The organism is Ruegeria meonggei, assembly GCF_900172215.1.
Lineage (GTDB): Bacteria > Pseudomonadota > Alphaproteobacteria > Rhodobacterales > Rhodobacteraceae > Ruegeria > Ruegeria meonggei.
The window spans coordinates 74,380-92,749 of the sequence record NZ_FWFP01000005.1 but is presented as its reverse complement, the minus strand read 5'-3'; the positions used below and the strand labels follow the sequence as shown (position 1 = coordinate 92,749).

The window sequence follows — 18,370 nt, the reverse complement described above, 5'->3', positions numbered from 1 at the left end:
CAACGTCAAGATATCTAGGTGCGGGCCAATGCGTCTGTCAGAAGATCGTGTGGCAGCCACATTAACTCGGCCGTGCGGGTCCACAGGATCGCGGTTTGGATGTCGCGATCGGGATAGACCAATGACAGCGCGTGCGCATAGGCCCCCATCTGACGCAGCAGACCCTCGGGGACCGTGAGCGGGGTATCCGGGACTGTAGAATTGGATTTGAAATCAATCACCTGTACCTGATCATCATGAACAATCAACCGGTCGATGACCCCGTGCAAACGCCGACCGTTCAGGTCAGCTGTCACCGGAACTTCGGCCAATGTATCAGCTGCAAAAACCGATTGCAGATGGGGCGCTTTCAGCACCTGGCAGACCTCGTCCAGCAACTCTTGCCGTTCAGTTTCCTGCATATCGGGCAGAACCCTGGCGCAGAGCTGCGGCCATTTTTCCTGAGTGACGGATGGCAGATGTTCCAACAACAGGTGCAGATGCGTTCCGCGGCGTTTCGCGGCGTCTTCATCCTGACCGGAATCGCCGGGCAGTGCTTTTGCACCCCCCAAATCAGACGGGCTGAGCGTGTCTGAGCCCGGGTCTGGCGGCGTGGCCGGTGATCGGAAGTATAGCGGCAAACCTGTGTCCGGCACCACGGTTTCGGTGCGCTCAGTCATCGGTAATTCATCCCAGGACCCATGGGAAAGCCGCATGGTTTCCGAACCCGGTAACCGCGTGGCTCCGACACCGGTCATTGCGGCCTCAACCATCTGGTACCAACTGGTTCCGTCCTTGCCGACATCCCCAGCCGCCGCGACGATCAACCACTTTTCGGCCCGTGTTAGGGCCACATACAATAATCTGAGGCGTTCGTTCTCTTCCCGCGTCCGCGCCTCTTGCCGCGCCTGCGCAATCAGGGCCGGAGAGGCATCCGCGGGCACCTTCCACAGCGGTGTGTCCGCGGCCGGCATGATCTCGGCATCACGCGGGGCCTGTCGTTTGCCGGTGTCTGGCAGGATTACGATCGGAGCTTCTAACCCCTTTGAGCCATGTACCGTCATCACCCGGATCATGTTGCCAACACCGCTCATCTGTCGTTTGATTTCCAGATCGTCGGTTTGCATCCAGACCAGGAATCCGGTCAGGCTGGGAATATCAGTACGTTCATAGGCCAACGCCTGAGACAGCAATGCGTTGATCCCGTCTTCGGCCTCGGCCCCCAAACGCCCCAACAGTTTCCGCCGCCCATCATGGCGAGTCAGTATGCGTTCGATCAGGTCGTAGGGGCGAAGAAAGTCGATCCGGCCGCGCAGATCGTTCAATATATCCAGCGTTTCAGGAAAATCCTCAGCCCGATGGCGCAGCGCGGCCCACAGAAACTGTTCGTCCCGGCGATGGGCGAGATCAAACAGCTGCTGCTCGCTCCAACCAAACAGAGGGGATTTCAACACCGTGGCCAGCGACAGGCTGTCTTCGGGCGTGGCCAAAAAGCTGAGCAGTGCGGCCAAGTCCTTGACGGCAAGTTCCGCACCCACTTTTAACCGGTCAGCCCCGGCGATGGGCAACCCTTCGGCCTTGCAGGCGCGGATGATCTCGGCAAACAGATCCGACCGACGCTGCACGAGGATCAGGAAGTCCCCCGGCTCAACCTTGCGCCGCACAAAGGCGCCCGGCGTTTGGCCATCTTCAGGGATGGTTTCCCCGGCTTCGATCATGGCCTTGATTGACCGGGCCACCTGTTCTGCCAGAATGACGGTGTGGTGGCGTGCGCCGGGGCGATCGACCGGGTCGGTCCAATCGCCGTCCTCCTGATCCTCGACCTTTTCGACCACAGGCCACAAATCCACCCGTCCCGGCAGATCGGCCTTGAACGCGCGGTGTTGGCTTTCTTTGTGGAACCCGGCCTCGGCGCGGTTCTCAAACAGAATGTCGACTAAGGACAGAATCGCGCTGGAGGACCGGAACGAGTATTCCAGCGTGGAATCCCACAGTTTAGAGCCTGATTCCGCCAGCTTCTGCCCAAACTCGGCCTGCATCCGGTCAAAGGCTTGCGGGTCAGCGCCCTGGAAAGAATAGATCGACTGTTTCTTGTCTCCGACTACAAAAATCGTGCGCTCGACCCCTGATCGGGCCCCTTCCCCGCTGGTGAATTCCTGTGCCAGTTTCTCAACCACATCCCACTGATCCGGGCTGGTATCCTGCGCCTCATCGACCAGAATGTGGTCGATGCCGCCGTCCAGACGGTACAAGACCCACTCAGCCACCGCGGGGTCGTTCAGAACCTGCCGTGCACGCAGGATCAGATCGTCGAAATCCAACCAGCCGTGCAGCTGCTTGCGCCGCTCATATTCCGGCAGGAACGCAGCAGCAAAGCGGTGCAGGACATGGGTTTTACGCGCGGCCACCAACGCCAGCCGTTGCTCGCGCGCGGCTTCGATCCGCAGCATGAAGGCTTCCAGCTGCGGCATCTGCCCGGCCAGCGCCCCGTCTCGCAGGGCCTTGGTGGGAAAGCTGTTGATCTTGGCAGTAAACGGCTCTTTAGCCGACTTTCCGGTCAAAAACACGCTTTCCAACATGGGTAAGTAGCCAATCCGGCCCTCAGTAAACATGTCGAGCTTACCGGCCGCCTTGGCATTGTTGCCGCCACTTTCGGTCAACGCTGGCAGGATCGAGCGGATCAGGTCAATCTCTCCGCCCAGAAACACGCGCGCCAGCAGTTTGTCCTCGTCGAACCCCTCGGGCAAGCCAAACTGCTGTAGAAGGTCAGGCCACGTCAAAGCTTGCGCAAACAAATTTCGTTTTTGTGTGACTGCCGCGGTCAACTTGTCGAATCCGGTGTCGGTGACAAACCGGGCGACATCTTCGATCAATTCAGCCTGGGGTCCATCGGCAAAATCCTCGACGATCTCGTCACGCAACAGGGCTGCGGCGCGGCCCTCCATTTCGGAAAACTGCGGGCTGACCCCGGCTTCCAACGGAAAGCGCCGCAGCAGCGAGGCGCAGAACGAGTGGATGGTCTGAATCTTCAACCCGCCGGGCGTTTCTATCGCGCGAGCAAAAAGGGTGCGTGCTTGCGCCAGCCTGCCCGGATCGATGGTGCCCGGTACGCCCAGTTCGGTCAGTTGCGTCAGTAGGCTTGCGTCTTCTCGCATAGCCCATTCACCAAGGCGGTCGAACAGCCGGTTTTGCATCTCGCTGGCCGCGGCCTTGGTATAGGTCAGGCACAGGATGTGTTGCGGCTGCACGCCGTCCAGCAGCAAACGCGCCACCCGGTCTGTCAGCACTCGTGTCTTGCCCGACCCCGCATTGGCCGCCAACCAGGTCGAGGCATCCGGCCGCGCCGCCTGCACCTGCCGCTCAGTTGCGTCGTTGCGGGCGCTCATTTCAGATCCTCGGGGGTTGTTTCACCGGTACGGTCCCATTCTCCGAACCGGGCCAGATGGTCATAGTCGCCAATATCGGTGTCCTTGTGCAGCATCCGGCGGGATGTGAAACCCTGATCAGGCTCTAAATACGCTGAAACTAGCTCTTTCAACTCAGCCAGAACCTTGTCAGGCGGTTCCTTGGTCAGGGGGGCTGCGACTTCCTTGTAGGTGCCACCCATGCCGATAAAGACAGCTTCGGCCACGGACATGGGGTCCATCCCATCGATACCGCCTTGTTCGGCCATCGCTGCCTCGATCAACAGCTGTTTGTCAAACTTGCTCTGCTGGCTTTCAGTTGGTGGTGCGCCCGTTTTGTAATCCACAATCCGCAACGCGCCGCGACTGTTGCGGTCAATCCGGTCAGCGCGACCTGCAATGGTGAAATCCAGCGGGGCCAGAACCAGCTTCATCGCGGCCTCAAATGCCACTGGTCCACCGTCACCGCGACGAGCTGCCTCGGCGTGTAGAAAGTCATCGGCGATCCGTTCCAGACGTGCCAGCCACAACTTGCGAGCTGTGGGCCAGGCAACATGTTGATCCAGAAGGGTTTCAGCGCGTTTCAGAAAATTATCCCGGGTCAACAACGCAGTGTCAAGAACGCTGTCTTTGACGAAGTGCTCAAGGATCTCGTGGATGACAATGCCGCGCAGCAAGGCGTCGGGGGCCTGTACCAACGGGTCCAGCGGCCTCAGACGCAGCACATGCTTGGCATAGATCGCATAGGGATCGCGGATCAGACGCTTGATCTCGGTCACGCTCAGGCGGCGCGGGCGCGCAGCAACCGGAGGGCGCGGTGACGGTCGCGGTGCGGCAGTGATCTCGGGCGCGGCTTCCAGCTGTTCGGACCAGCGTAGCCATTGATCGCCGCGCGTGCTCATGTCTGTCAAAGCCGCGGGGCCACCCTGCCCCGGCAAGCCCAGCAAAAGGTTCGTTAGCCGGTTCAGCCAGCGCGATGGCACGGTTTCAGCATCGTCAGAGCGGGTTGCGCGGGTCAGCCAGACCTCAGGCGCGCCAACGGCCTGCTGAAAATCATGCGCCGACAGCCCGATCCGACGTTCGGGCAGCAACAACCCAGCCTTGTCGCGCATCTGGCGGTTCAGCCAGGGGTCCGGTGCTGCCGCCTCGGGCCAGCTGCCTTCGTTCAGGCCGCCAAGGATCAGCAGATCGGCCCCTTGAACACGGGCCTCAAGTGTGCCCCAGATCATGATATACGGATGTGGCGCGTCCCGATCGCGGACCTCTTCACCCGCCAAAAGCGCACCCAGAAGATCGGCGAAGTCATGGGCAGTCATCGACCCGCCATGTTGCGCTTCCATTTCCAGAGCGGTCAGAACTGCCAGCGCCTTTTGACCGGCGTTCTTATCCCACAGCGTTCCAGTTTCACCTGTATTTCCTGCTGAAATAGCCTCGGCCAGGTTGCGCAGGCGTGCGACCCAGTCAGACAGGTGCAATTCGCCTGTCACCTGCTGATCGCAGAACAGCGCGGCAAGCCAGTTCATCCAAACTTCGGGCACTTCTTTGCGGATGGCAAAACCCGTCAGGCTGGGCCTGTCCGGAAACGGTGGGCCATGCCGTCGCAAATCCAACTCCAGATCGCGGGTGTGCAACAGGTGCGCGCCGCGATCACCACCATCATGACAGAGCGGATGCTTGAGCAGTGTCAACAGCGCCTCGCCCTCTAGCCGCCGTGCGAACAGGCCCGCCACATGACGCAGGAATCGACCGGGCGGAGACAGTTGCAACGGTAAGCCGGCGCTGTCATCGGGCAGGATGTCCCATCGATCCAGTGCAGCGCTGACCTGACGGGTCAGCATCCTGTCGGGTGTGATTAGCGCCGCAGTCTGGCCGGCTTCGGCGGCCTGACGCAAGCGCAGAGCAATCGCCAAGGCCTCGGCCCGGGGGGATTGTGCCTCGACCAGTGTCAGGTCTTTGGTTGCCGCGTCCAGATCGGTCAGTTGCGGACCTTCGGACATCCAGGCGTCGGTGATTGGGGCAGGGCGTAAGGTTAGGGAAATCAAGCGATTACGGGCGGGCGACGGCGGTTCATCGTCGGTCCAGCGCTTGATTTGGCCGGGCTGTATCTCAAGCTCGGTCATCAGCTTGCGGAACCGGAATTGCGGATGATCCTCGGATGTCAAAGCGTCATCCAGCCTGTGCCAAACATGGTCCGGTTGGTCGAAATCATAGCCGGGCAGGATTAACGCGCCTTGCGGCAGACGGGCCACGGCCTTCATCAGCATCAAGGTTGTTCCGCGAGATCCCGTGGATCCGGCCAGGATTACCGGATGCTGCGGTGGTGCGATCTGCCAGCGCGCAATCAAAGTCTTAACCACCTGCCGTTGCCGGGCTTGGGCGTCCAGCGTATCGGCGCCAGCATCGATGAATTGATCGGCAATACCGATGAAGTCCTGCGCCCGCGCCCAGTGGCCGGACATGTCGCTGACATCCAGGTGCCGGATCGCATCCGGTGAAACGCCTTCTCCTTGCATTTCGTCAATCAGTGCCGCCAGACTGTCGGACAGATCAAACAGCGAAGACCGTGCGGCCAAATCCGGCTGCTGCTCTAACAGTTTGGCGACCAACTGCGTCAGTTCCAGTCTACGGCGCAGCGGAGGAATGGCAGGTGGGACCTGCGCCAGATCAGCGCTCTCGCCTAAATCGGTGACTAGCGAAAGCCGCGGCAACAGGCAGGCTGGGCCCTGATCAAACAGTTCGCGCACACGGCGGTCCATGCGGCGAGTGTTGACGACCAGCTGGACCCGCGCCAGTGCCTCGGGTGGAAAAGCAGCGTTGCGGGCCCTTAGCCCCTCTACCAGCGCTTTGGGGAAATCCGCGCCGGGGGGAACAGCAAAGACGCGAGGCGTGGAGCTGGGGTCAAACATCGGCAATCAACCCTTCGGCCAGAGCGATACCTTCCGGGCGGCCAACATCGCACCAGCGACCGGGATACGACAGCGCATATAGCCGGTCCTGCTTTTGCATCTGATCCCATAACAGGTTCAGGGAAAACACTTTTTCCGGAAACGCATTTAACCCCTCGGTTTTCACAATTTGCGCGCCGCCATAGACCAGACCGGGCCCGCGGGAGATCCGGCCCTCTGCACCAGCAGTGAAATCGCCGGGACCGCCATGCCCGATTGTCTGGGCGGTTGGAACACACATCAACAGCGCATCCATCCGCGTGGGGTCCCATGCGTCGCGCAACAGGGTCAGGGGGTTTGGTCCCGACCAAATCGCATCGGTATTCAGGGTAAACACCGGATTCGACCCCAGCAGAGGCAATGCCGCCCGCAATCCGCCGCCAGTTTCCAGAATCTCTGGCTGTTCTTTCGAAAACAGGACATCTCTGGGGGTCAGATGCGCCTCAAGCTGATCGGGCAGATAGTGCAGATTGGCCACCACACAGTCAGGGCGTAGATCGTCAACCAGATTTAGCGCGTGGTCAATCAAGGCACGGCCCGCGACCTGGATCAAAGGCTTGGGCCGGTCTTTGGTAAGATCGCCCATGCGGGTGCCAAACCCGGCGGCAAACAACATGACAGCGTAAGGGTCCTGGGTCATGCCTGTCTGAGCCTGTCCAAATTTTCCGTTGTGGGCGCGGGCAGGGATTGCCGCACCAGATCAGCGATGGTGGCCAGTGACGGGTGTTCTAGATCACGCATCAGATGTGCCCATGTGGCGGGGATCAGATCGACATAGTGCGGTTTGCCGTATTCGGTGGCCAAACGGGCGAAGACACCCAGAATTCGCAGATTCCTCTGCGCGCCCAACACGGCATAGGCGGTGCGGAAATCGTGGTCATTCACACCTGTCTCAGTGATGTACCGGTTGACCATCCGCATTTCGGTTCCCGGGGCCACGTCACGGCGGACATCCTGCAGCATCGAAACAAGATCATAGGCGGGGTGGCCCAGCATCGCCGTTTGAAAATCCAGCAGACCAACCCGTTGAACTCCCTGGCGATCTGGCAGCCAGATCATGTTTTCGGCGTGGTAATCCCGCTGGATCACTACCTTGGTACCGGATGTTTCTTGATGCAAAATGTCCGAGAACCGATGTTCGAACCGCTCGCAGGCATCCGCATCATGCCGGCCCAGAACACCGTGCGCGTATTTGGAAAAAGCCAGCGCCGCCAGCTCGGTCATCAGGGTAGGGTCATAGGATTGCAGCGACAGGGTTGGCGCATTGTAAAGCGTGATCAAAACGTCCGTTGCGGCCTCGTACAGGTCGCGTTCCATCTCGGGGGTTTGCGTCAGGATGCGGGCGAACAGATCGTCGCCCAGATCTTCGAGCAGAAGGAAGCCATAATGCGTATCCTCGGCGTAGATTTCAGGCGCGCTAAGGCCAAGGGACCGCAGATAGCTGGCCATCCGCACAAACGCCTCAACCGGTTCTGCTTTGCCGGGAGGGGAATCCATCAACACCGCCGTGCGTCCTGTATTCGGATCGGTCAGCCGTTCGTACCGTCGGTTTGAAGCGTCCCCCGCCAGCGGCGCGCGGGTAGCGTTGGACCATTGTGTGTGTGCGATCAGCGCTTCGGCCAGCACAGCCCGATTAGTCATGCGGCGCTCTCCAGTCGTGCGGGCCATTTCGGGTTGGACCAGGATAAGGTCAATTGCCTCGTATCCTCATTATTAGAGTCTGTTTCCAAGGTAACCTGCAGGGCGGAATCAGGCGTCAGGGGACCCAACTTATCAGGCCATTCGACCAGACAAATGGCGGTGTCGAACGCCTCGATCAGGCCCAGTTCCTCAATTTCCTCCACAGCACTCAGGCGGTAGAGGTCGCAATGCCAAATCTCACCGACCTTTGTGTCATAAGCCTGCACCAGGGTGAAGGTGGGTGAGGGGACATCCTCGGGAGTATTCATCACAGACTGGATCAGGCTGCGGGCAAAATGGGTTTTGCCGCTGCCGATCTGACCTTCCAGCAACAATATGTCACCGGGACGCAGAGTTGCACCCAGCCGGGCGGCAAAAGCGGCTGTTTCTTCCGGGGAATTCAAGGTGGTCGAGTGCGCATTCAACGTCATGGCGCCACAATGACTGCGCGCTTGGTCGGCTGCAACCCGGTTCAGGCGCTGATTTGGTGCAACGATTGTGATGCCAACATTTGTTCATCCACCGCAAAGCGGACAATCGTTGCGCCGTTTTGCATTGGGCTGACGGTGCAGGTCAGATCGGCACTGTTTCGCATCCGCAGCTTACCCGACCATTCGGCACGATTGTCGCGCGTTTTCACAAAGTCGCGGATTTCGCCCAGAATTGGCGTGGCTGCGCAATGTTCCTGCCACGACCGCGTCAAATCCAGAACGGAATCCTGTTCAAACCCGGCCTCACCTGTATCGCCCCACAGCTTTTGGTAGGCCAGATTGGTGAGGGCCAGAGTGCCGTCATCGCCAAAGACCGCAATCGCATCGGCCAGCTTGTCCAGAACCGATTGCATCAGGTCCATTTCCGATCGGAAGCGGCGGGTCAGCGTAATCTCGGCAGTGATGTCTTCGAACAGAAAGGCGACGGCCCCGTCCGGGTGCGGGCGACCGCTGACCGAATAGACCGAGCCAGAAGGCAGCGACCATGTTTCCTGATAATTGCCGTCCTCGGCCGCCTCAAGCAGATCGTTCATCTGACTGCGCCAGCTGCGGTAATTCTTGGGTTCCGGCATCATGTGCTGATCGCGTAGGCGGTCAAAAAAACTGGACAGGCTGGGACGACAGCTTAGGAAATCCGGCGGCAGGGTGGTCAGGTCGATCAAGGCCGGGTTGAACAGCGCCAACTGCCGGTTGCGGTCAAAGATGGACAGTCCGATGGACAGCTGGGCAAAGGTCTTTGTCATGGTCTGAACGAACTTACGCTGGGCGGTTTCCGCCGCGACGATGGCATGAATATCCACCGCATAACACAGATGCCCTTCGGGGTGATCAACCACGGTCAGGTCAAACCACAGCTTGTTGTCGCTGCCGTCAGAGGAAATCGACACGCGGGTTTTTGCACTCAGCCGCGTGTCGTCATCCGCAACGGGAAACAGCGGTGCAGTCAGATCGGTATCCTGATCCCGGACCTTGCGCACCAGCGAGACATAGGCGGCATTGCACCAGCGCACTTCGTTTTGGTTGTCCAGCAGCCAAACAGGATAGGGCGCCTGTTCCATCGCCAGGCGGATCGGGTCGTTGGCGTCGCGCTGGCCTTGAGGCGGGCAATCCGTGCTTTCGCGCAGTTGTACCCGCACGATCCCGTCGATCCATTCACACAGAACATCGCGTTCAACGGTGCAGTCGATGGCGGGAATGACCAGATACCCTTCGCTACGAATGCGCTCGGGTGTTTCGGGAAAGGTCGGGAAATCGCGGTGCAAAAGGCGGCGCAGATCCTGCCAGTCGCGGACAGATTCAAACCCTTCCAGCGCGATATCGGAATGGCTGATCAGACGGTCGCCATCAAACAGAAACACCGCATCGAACAGGGATGCGGGTGAGGACAACCCGAAATTGTCGCCCCGCTGCCTTTGACGGGGTAAAAGCCATTGCACTGCCAGACTGGCGGACACCAGGCTTATAGCGGTCAAAATGATCCAGTCGACCATGTGTTCTCCGGTACTGAAACCACAAAGACGGACTATGGGCCGGAATGGTTAACGGGGTCTTAATTCAGATCTGGATCCGCTGATTTGCTCCGGAGAGAACCGCGGTGTCGCCGAGCTGCGCATCCACTAGGTTGCGCGGCCACGACACCTGCACAATTGCGCCGCGGCGATCCTGATGGCTGGACAGGGTTTGGTACGGGTCCGAGCCATTTGCAAAGTTCAGTTCGGCACCGCTGCGTTCCAGCAGGGTCTTGGCGATGAACAGACCCAGACCCATGCCCTCATATTCTGGGCGCGTCCGCCGTTCGGTTTCCACCCGCCGATGCCGCATGAACGGATCCCCGATCCGGCCAATCATCTGCGACGGATACCCGCGCCCGTCATCCATGATGAAGATCGTAATTACTTCAGGGGTCCATTCGGCCTCGACCCAGACATTGGCACGGGCAAAATCCACCGCGTTCTGGATCAGGTTGCGCAGGCCGTGGATGATCTCGGGTTTTCGCAGGATCGAGGGCTGCTGCACATCGCCGTCATCTGCCGGACCTTCCGCAAAATGCACGGATTTGCCGCGATGGATGTGCGGCTCGGCGGCTTCATGCACGACCGAGGACAGCGGGGCCTGCCGCAAGTGCAGATCGTCTTTTCCGGCCCGGCCCATGTCGCGCAGAATATCGCGGCACCGGTTGGCTTGCTCGCGGATCAAGGCGGCGTCTTCTTTCAGATCGGGCCAGTCATCCAGTTCCTCGATCAGCTCGGCGCTGGTCAGCTTGATCGTGGCCAACGGGGTGCCCAATTCATGTGCGGCCGCGGCCACAACGCCGCCCAGATCAGTCAGCTTCTGTTCGCGCGCCAGCGCCATGTGAGTAGCCGCCAGCGCTTCGGACATGGATCGGACTTCGGAACTGACACGGTGAGAGTAGGCACCGATGAAAATGATGGCGATGACAACCGCGGCCCAGTTACCGAACACCAGCAATTCCGGGGTCTGCAGGATCAGGCCGGATTCGGTGCGCAGCGGCAAGTGAAACTTCGCCAGCAATGAGGTCAGAATAACCGCGACGCCCCCCACAATCAGGGTCGAACGTGTGCTCATCACATTGGCCGAGATTGTCACTGGCCCCAGAAGCAACAAAGCAAATGGGTTGTTCAGGCCGCCGGTCAGGTACAACAGGATGGCCAGTTGCAGCAGGTCAAACAACACCATCAGGAAGTTCTCAAACTCGGTCAGGCGTTTGTTGCGCGGAAACAGAAGGATCGCGGTCAGGTTGCCCATGACCGACACTCCAATTGCCAGATAGCACAGCGTGGCATCCAGCTGAATGTGATAGGTCTGCTGCGCGACGGTGATGGCGGTGATTTGGCCAATGATGGCCACCCAACGCAACAAAATCAGCGTGCGCAACCGGATCCAGCTGCTGTGTTCCTGACTGCGCCATAATGTGACGTTGGAATCTGCCATCGTTCGACTATGTCCTGTTGCATCGGCTGATCATCTTGATAGGTGTCCCGGCCGAAACGATCAACAACCCCTCTTATCGCAGGATAGATGTCATGATCCGCCTTTACGCCGTCCTTGCAACTGTTGTTCTGGCCATCGGCCTTGGGGCCATGTGGCTGCTGACACGCGGTGCGCGCTCGGACGATCAGTTCGCGCAGTGCCGCTCTAGCACGATCGCGGGGGGCACCGCCGCAATTGGCGGGCCGTTCGAACTGATCAATGGCGCTGGTGAGACTGTGACGGACACCGATGTGATCACCGAACCGACGCTCGTCTATTTCGGTTATTCCTTCTGCCCCGATGTCTGCCCCTTTGACATGTCCCGCAATGCCGAGGCGGTGGATATTCTGGCGGAGCGTGGCCAATCAGTGACGCCTCTGTTCATCTCGATCGACCCCAAGCGCGACACGCCCGAGGTGATGGCTGACTATGCTTTCAATCTCGGCGGCAAGACCATCGCGCTGACCGGCTCGCATGCGCAGGTCAAGGCCGCCAGCCAGGCTTACAAGACCTATTACAAGGCCCATGACAGCAACGACGAATTCTATCTGGTCGACCATTCGACTTTTACTTATCTGGTGACGCCGCAAGAGGGGTTCATTGAATTCTTCGACCGCAATGACACCTCGGAACAGATGGCGGACAAGGTCGGGTGCTTCCTGGACAAGATCTAGGCGCGATCACATCGGTTTGACGTTTGAAATGGCGCTGCTATTACTCATGTTTAAGCCAAAGGCATGAAATAGCGGAAAGACCTAACTATGGCAGACAGTTCTCAGCTTGATATCGGACCTGATAAATCCCTGCTTTTGGTGGATGATGACGAACCGTTTCTGAGACGTCTAGCCAAGGCCATGGAGAAACGCGGGTTCGAGGTTGAAACCGCAGGCTCTGTCGCTGCAGGCCGCGCTATCTCCACCGCCCGCCCGCCCGCTTATGCGGTTGTGGATCTGCGGCTTGAGGACGGCAACGGCCTGGATGTGGTCGAAGTGCTGCGCGAAAAGCGCCCCGATAGCCGGGTTGTGGTTCTGACCGGGTACGGCGCGATTGCCACGGCCGTGGCTGCAGTCAAGATCGGCGCGACCGACTACCTGTCCAAACCCGCGGATGCCACTGACATCACCAACGCCCTGCTGGCCAAAGGCGACGAACTGCCCCCACCGCCGGAAAACCCCATGAGCGCGGATCGCGTACGTTGGGAACATATCCAGCGGGTTTATGAGCTGTGCGACCGCAACGTGTCCGAGACTGCACGGCGTCTGAACATGCACCGCCGGACATTGCAGCGGATTCTGGCGAAGCGCAGCCCGCGATAGCGAAATTTCATTGGGTTTTGTTCAGAACTCTGATTGCCTTTAGAAGACACCTCCTATGTCGGCTTTCCGGACAAAACTGCCATTCAATATAAGTGCCAATTTACTATCGAATACAAACCAGCCTCTTCAAAAGGCGCACAATATGGATGATCTTGAGATCAAAACATCCTTAATTGCCCTGTCCAACTAGGCGACGTTCACAGCCTCGAAGCCATGCACCTGCTGTTCTTTGCTTCCGTGAAAACGCCGCGTCCAGAGTACTTTGAATCCACCCTCTCTGAGATAGGAAAAGAAATCTTCCGGGTCGATGATCGCTTCGTGAACCTCACCGACAATAACTGAGACATCATTGATCCGATTTCCAAGGCCAATTAGCACATCTAACTCGCTGCCTTCGATATCGAGTTTTAGAAGGTCTATCTTGTTGATCTTGAACTCCGCCATGTGGTCAGCGAGCGTGCCGACCCGGACTACCTTCTCCGCCGAGCCTTTCGCCAGCGCGTTCTTCATCAGGGAATGCATCCCGCCAAATTTCCCCATATGGAGCACCACTTCGCCACCTCTGCGTCCGAGCGCTGTCTCAAAGATTCGCGCACCGGGCCAAAACCGGGCATTTTTCTTCAGATAGGCCAGATTGTCTGACGCTGGTTCGAAGATATGAAGATTTGCTTGTGGGTAATGGCCCGCGAACCAAAGCGCGGAGATGCCAACATTGCCGCCTGCATCAATGATAGTGGGTGCTTCTGGCAGTCGGCTCTTCATGGAATATTGCTGCTCAAACAAAATCTCACCTAGGATGAAGATATCCGACAACCGCATGCAGAACGGGTATGTATGTCCCTGTATTTTTAGATTTAGGCTTATGGGGTGATCGTAGGTCTCGTGCTTCGATAAAGACCTATATATGTTGATCAACTTTAAGCGGCTGGTCCAGTCGGCTGCATAGCAACTAATCAGCGTCGCCGCTTCGTGGAGGCGAAACAACTTATCCGTAAAATATTCCATCAGTTCATGTTCGAAATCGTTTAGCATTATCGAGTTCACGTCTGACTCTTTCACCCGTACCGTTGGTGAAAGAAATGTGCTTGTGAACAGCCAAACAACTATTCAATTCTGCTCTAATTCGCTCCAGAAAACACGCGAGAACAGTGTTTTTTGAAGGGCTACCGTATTTTCCAGCCATTTCTTGCCACCTTTTACTGGAGCCAACTTGTTACGAACACTTGACTTTGGGAGAAAGGAACTCAGCTCATTAGTCCGAATTCGGAACGATCAATGACTTCAAGTTATGCCCGTATTTTCGAGTAAGCGAAGCAGCCAAGCGACATCCAACAAATAGCCACAAACTCCATTTTTGATCTCAGAGCCCACTGCCGAAACGAATGTCAGCGAAATGATGTCGAAGTACTGCAAGTGACATTCACTTTGCGATAACTCGCATATTTGGCCATAAACCCGAGTTGTAGTCGGCTACAACTTACGACCACATTCGGATAGATACAGGTGCATGCCGGATTCGAAACTGTAGTGCGCACAAATATCGGTCTCAGCTTTCATTCTGCTTTTCACCAAGTCGGGGGTTACAAAGATACCCCTACCCGGTATGGTGCTGTGCGATGAGAGGCATCTTCGAAACTGACGCAAAAATACCGGTCGGGTTAGCGTTATTAGTAGTGGCACAGTTTGCTTGTGTTGTTTTTTTTGTTGGCGATGTGATCGCCGATTACCGAGAAATGGCGAGCCCCAAAATTTCTCTTCATCTTGGCATAGAAACTCTAGCAACGCTCTGCATGCTCGCAGCAATGATGTTCGAGGTGCACTATCTGCGTGAACTGCTACGCGGAAAAGCACAATTGGAGCAGAGCTTGAACGTAGCGAGCGCTGCAGTACATGACATCATCAATGCCCATTTCAATGTCTGGAAACTTTCACCCTCGGAGACCGATGTTGCGACATTTTTGGTGAAGGGGCTAGAGATATCAGAAATTGCCGCAGTGCGGAACTGTGCAGAAGGGACCGTGAAGGCCCATTTGCATGCTATCTACCGAAAGTCTGGTACTCATAATCGCGGCGAATTGCTTAGCGTGCTGATCGATAGTTTGATGATTGGAACAGCTCACGAATAACTGGCAGTGTTCGAAACGACGTGTGCTTATTGATCCAAGAGCGCGTGTTGATAGAATCGTTTGCCGTCCGATGGCCAACCGAAACGGGAAATTTCGGAAAGGTAAGAAGCGAAAATTGCTTTTTTGGTATTGGAAGGGCGAATGGTTTGACTGACCGATATTTGGTCCGCTTTGGGCTCAGAACGGACATTGGATCAACACCAATTGCTAAAGTAAGCCTATCAGCGCCACGTGTCGATCCATAGGCGCCCGCCCTACAAAAACCGGTGGTTTAAGTCTGATCTCTGAACCCTCTATCACCGCCTTGTCCAGGCAGCCAATGATGGAATCGGTTAGTGGCTGGCCTTAGTCTTCGTTGGTGGTCCTACACCTGCCCAGCCTAACAGTTTAGTGACTTGATACTTGCCAGGGTATGCCTGAGTGTCGGGGTCAAATCTCAACCCACTAAAAACAGGATAGACCCATGATCGGATATGTGACGATCGGCGTTTCAGATTTGAAGCGTGCGACAGATTTTTATACAAACCTGTTCTCTGACAAGGGTGCCAAAGTTGTGATCGATGCCGGGCGCATTGTCTTTATCGGCAATGATCCTGCGGCACCGATGTTGGCTGTCTGCACACCGTATGACGGAGATGAGTGCGCGGTTGGGAACGGCAATATGATTGCCTTTGCGGCGGCCTCGAAGGATGAAGCTAAGGCCCTGTACGACAAGGCCATCAGCCTTGGTGCCACCGACGAGGGCGAGCCCGGCCAACGTGTCCCGGATCGCTTTTACGGGGCCTATGCCCGCGATCTGGATGGCAACAAGCTGTGCTTTTACGTGTTTGGTTAGAGCTGGGCTAATAGCACCTGATGCCGGTCGGTAAACGCCCGCCGCACCTCAACCGGCGGGCGCAACCGGATCTCCAGCCCTTCCATTACCGACATGTCCGGGCGGCCAAAGAACTTGGTGGCCTCACCGTCGGAAAACCCGGCAATCTGTGTGGCCTCCATCCAGGCGCTGATCTTGTCGGCCTTTTTTATCTGTCGTTTTACTGTCGCAGGCACCGCTGCGGGCAGGCCGAACCGGATGTGGATTGCCGCCGTCAGCCGGTCATCCAGCGCGCCGTAACCGGGGCCGACGGCGGATTTTACCGGAGAGATCATATCTCCGATCACATATTCGGGGGCGTCGTGTAACAGGGCCGCCAGCCGCCATTTCATCGGTGCTTTGGACGCGATGCGGCCAAAAAGCTCTTCGACCAGCAGGGAATGCTCGGCCACGGAATAGGCGAAATCGCCCGCCGTCTGGCCGTTCCAGCGCGCCACAAAGGCCAGTCCGTGGGCGATATCTTCGATTTCGATGTCCACCGGAGTCGGGTCCAGCAAGTCCAGCCTGCGCCCCGACAGCATCCTCTGCCATGCTCTTGCTTGTGTTGCCATTATGCCATGCCTTGTGAAGTCGAACACGTAAGTTTCGCGTTTTTGTGCTATGATGTACCTGTCGATATCAACAGCTGCCAACTTTTTCTTGAGCATTCGTGCTTTGCATCGACACCTGTTGATACCGACATTTGTGCTGAGGGGGGCGCATGCTCCTCCCAGTGTGCCCCTCTCGGAACGTAACCCGTATCGAAAGGAGCCCGCTATGTTTAAGCGACTGTTTGGAATTTCTCTGGCCTTTGGAATGGCCGCCACCGCCCCCCCCGCTTTTGCCCAAAGTTGTGCTGAGCGCGAAGATGTGATCGCCAAGCTAAAAGGCAGCTATTCAGAAGAGCTGGTCTTTGGCGGATTGCAGAAAACGCGTGGGGCACAGGCTGTCATGGAGGTTTGGACCTCGAAGGAAACCGGAAGCTATACTGTTCTGGTGACCCGCGCGAACGGCATTAGTTGTATTGTCGCCGTTGGCACAGATTTTTTCGAAGCGATCCCGAAGATTGAACCAAAGGGTCAACCCAGCTGATTTAAGTGGCGGAACATCTGTTTACGGTCATCCAAGTTGCTACCGGCCCCAAGTGATGCTAGGGGCAGCCGGGACTGTGATTTACCGGAATGGAGCACCTGATGGCCGGGGACTATATCGTCAAAGACATTTCGCTGGCCGGATTTGGCCGCAAGGAACTGGATATCGCCGAAACCGAAATGCCGGGCTTGATGGCGCTGCGCACCGAATACGGTGCAAGCAAGCCGCTGAGCGGTGCCCGCATCGTCGGCTCGTTGCATATGACCATCCAGACTGCCGTGCTGATCGAAACCCTGGTCGCACTGGGCGCGGATGTGCGCTGGGCTTCGTGCAACATTTTCTCGACCCAGGACCATGCTGCGGCGGCGATTGCCGAAGCGGGCGTTCCGGTCTTTGCCATCAAAGGTCAGACGCTGGAAGAGCATTGGGATTACCTGGACAAGTCCTTTATGTTTGCAGACGGCCCCAACATGATCCTGGACGATGGCGGCGACGCGACCTTGTATATCCTGCTGGGCGCGCGCGCCGAAGCGGGTGAAGATATCATCCCTGTGCCGGGCTCGGAAGAGGAAGAGGTGATCAAGAAGCAGATCGCCAAGCGTTTGGCGGCCTCGCCCGGTTGGTTCACCAAGATGCGCGACCAGATTCAGGGCGTGTCCGAGGAAACAACGACGGGCGTGAACCGCCTGTATCAGCTGGTGAAAGACGGCCAACTGCCGTTCCCGGCAATTAACGTCAACGACAGCGTCACCAAGTCGAAATTCGACAACAAATACGGCTGTAAGGAATCGCTGGTCGACGGCATCCGCCGCGCCACCGACACCATGATGGCCGGTAAGGTTGCCGTGGTCTGCGGCTATGGCGACGTGGGCAAAGGTTCGGCCGCGTCCCTGCGCGGGGCAGGTGCCCGCGTGAAGGTGACCGAGGTCGACCCGATCTGCGCGCTTCAGGCGGCAATGGACGGGTTTGAAGTGACGCTGCTGGAAGACGAAGTTGCCAGCGCGGATATCTTCATCACCACCACCGGAAACAAGGACGTGATCCGAATCGAGCATATGCGCGCGATGAAGGACATGGCCATCGTCGGCAATATCGGTCACTTCGACAACGAAATCCAAGTGGCCAGCCTGAAGAACCACAAATGGACCAACATCAAGGAACAGGTCGATATGATCGAGCTGCCCTCGGGCAATCGCATCATCCTGTTGTCCGAAGGTCGTCTGCTGAACCTCGGCAATGCCACCGGCCACCCGTCGTTTGTGATGTCGGCATCCTTCACCAACCAGGTGCTGGCCCAGATCGAGCTGTTTACCAAGGGTGACCAGTACGAGAACAAGGTCTACATCCTGCCCAAGCTTCTGGACGAGAAAGTGGCCCGCCTGCATCTGGACCGGATCGGCGTGAAGCTGACCAAGATGGACAATGACCAGGCCGCCTATATCGGCGTAGCACCGGAAGGGCCTTACAAGCCCGAGCATTACCGGTACTGAGGT

General features: G+C 57.7%; 15 protein-coding genes. 6 read left to right on the top strand and 9 right to left on the bottom strand.

Annotated features, from left to right (window positions below; translation table 11 throughout):
* Positions 1–14: 14 nt before the first annotated feature.
* The 7 genes from addA to regB all read right to left on the bottom strand — a co-directional run bounded on the left by addA (position 15) and on the right by regB (position 11,451).
* Positions 15–3,365: a double-strand break repair helicase AddA gene (addA, locus tag RUM8411_RS09470; RefSeq protein ID WP_085822457.1), complete on the bottom strand. Its 3,351-nt coding sequence runs from the start codon at positions 3,363–3,365 to the stop codon at positions 15–17.
* Complete coding sequence (addB, locus tag RUM8411_RS09465) at positions 3,362–6,289, bottom strand: double-strand break repair protein AddB (RefSeq protein ID WP_085822456.1); 2,928 nt, start codon at positions 6,287–6,289, stop codon at positions 3,362–3,364. The genes addA and addB overlap by 4 nt, the downstream gene beginning before the upstream one ends.
* Complete coding sequence (locus RUM8411_RS09460) at positions 6,282–6,968, bottom strand: nucleotidyltransferase family protein (RefSeq protein WP_085822455.1); 687 nt, start codon at positions 6,966–6,968, stop codon at positions 6,282–6,284. Before RUM8411_RS09460 ends, addB begins: the two co-directional genes overlap by 8 nt.
* Entirely contained in the window at positions 6,965–7,969 is a 1,005-nt protein-coding gene (locus tag RUM8411_RS09455) for an aminoglycoside phosphotransferase family protein (protein WP_085822454.1), read from the bottom strand. Before RUM8411_RS09455 ends, RUM8411_RS09460 begins: the two co-directional genes overlap by 4 nt.
* Positions 7,966–8,439 (bottom strand): tRNA (adenosine(37)-N6)-threonylcarbamoyltransferase complex ATPase subunit type 1 TsaE, encoded by a 474-nt coding sequence (gene tsaE, locus RUM8411_RS09450; protein ID WP_085822453.1) that lies wholly within the window; start codon positions 8,437–8,439, stop codon positions 7,966–7,968. The genes RUM8411_RS09455 and tsaE overlap by 4 nt, the downstream gene beginning before the upstream one ends.
* Before the next feature lie 41 nt (positions 8,440–8,480).
* Positions 8,481–9,989, bottom strand: a complete 1,509-nt coding sequence (locus RUM8411_RS09445) for a PAS-domain containing protein (RefSeq protein WP_085822452.1) — start codon at positions 9,987–9,989, stop codon at positions 8,481–8,483.
* Between the two features lie 64 nt (positions 9,990–10,053).
* Positions 10,054–11,451 (bottom strand): sensor histidine kinase RegB, encoded by a 1,398-nt coding sequence (gene regB, locus RUM8411_RS09440; protein ID WP_085822451.1) that lies wholly within the window; start codon positions 11,449–11,451, stop codon positions 10,054–10,056.
* A 92-nt stretch (positions 11,452–11,543) separates the two neighbouring features.
* Between regB and RUM8411_RS09435 the strand changes: the two genes are divergently transcribed.
* The gene (locus RUM8411_RS09435; RefSeq protein WP_085822755.1) at positions 11,544–12,164 is read left to right on the top strand and encodes an SCO family protein; all 621 of its coding nucleotides are present in this window, start codon (positions 11,544–11,546) and stop codon (positions 12,162–12,164) included.
* An 87-nt stretch (positions 12,165–12,251) separates the two neighbouring features.
* Positions 12,252–12,806, top strand: a complete 555-nt coding sequence (locus RUM8411_RS09430) for an ActR/PrrA/RegA family redox response regulator transcription factor (protein ID WP_050604676.1) — start codon at positions 12,252–12,254, stop codon at positions 12,804–12,806.
* A 186-nt stretch (positions 12,807–12,992) separates the two neighbouring features.
* Here RUM8411_RS09430 and RUM8411_RS09425 read toward each other — a convergent pair whose 3' ends face one another.
* Complete coding sequence (locus RUM8411_RS09425; protein WP_085822450.1) at positions 12,993–13,838, bottom strand: FkbM family methyltransferase; 846 nt, start codon at positions 13,836–13,838, stop codon at positions 12,993–12,995.
* 584 nt (positions 13,839–14,422) lie between these two features.
* On the opposite strand from RUM8411_RS09425, the gene RUM8411_RS09420 reads away from it, so the two are divergent.
* Positions 14,423–14,932: a helix-turn-helix transcriptional regulator gene (locus RUM8411_RS09420; RefSeq protein WP_085822449.1), complete on the top strand. Its 510-nt coding sequence runs from the start codon at positions 14,423–14,425 to the stop codon at positions 14,930–14,932.
* 463 nt (positions 14,933–15,395) lie between these two features.
* The gene (locus RUM8411_RS09415; protein ID WP_085822448.1) at positions 15,396–15,767 is read left to right on the top strand and encodes a VOC family protein; all 372 of its coding nucleotides are present in this window, start codon (positions 15,396–15,398) and stop codon (positions 15,765–15,767) included.
* Here RUM8411_RS09415 and RUM8411_RS09410 read toward each other — a convergent pair.
* Positions 15,764–16,357, bottom strand: a complete 594-nt coding sequence (locus RUM8411_RS09410) for an HD domain-containing protein (protein WP_085822754.1) — start codon at positions 16,355–16,357, stop codon at positions 15,764–15,766. The genes RUM8411_RS09415 and RUM8411_RS09410 overlap by 4 nt on opposite strands.
* Before the next feature lie 205 nt (positions 16,358–16,562).
* On the opposite strand from RUM8411_RS09410, the gene RUM8411_RS09405 reads away from it, so the two are divergent.
* Complete coding sequence (locus RUM8411_RS09405) at positions 16,563–16,877, top strand: hypothetical protein (RefSeq protein ID WP_085822447.1); 315 nt, start codon at positions 16,563–16,565, stop codon at positions 16,875–16,877.
* A gap of 101 nt (positions 16,878–16,978) precedes the next feature.
* Positions 16,979–18,367, top strand: a complete 1,389-nt coding sequence (gene ahcY / locus RUM8411_RS09400) for an adenosylhomocysteinase (protein WP_085822446.1) — start codon at positions 16,979–16,981, stop codon at positions 18,365–18,367.
* The last annotated feature ends 3 nt before the right edge of the window (positions 18,368–18,370 follow it).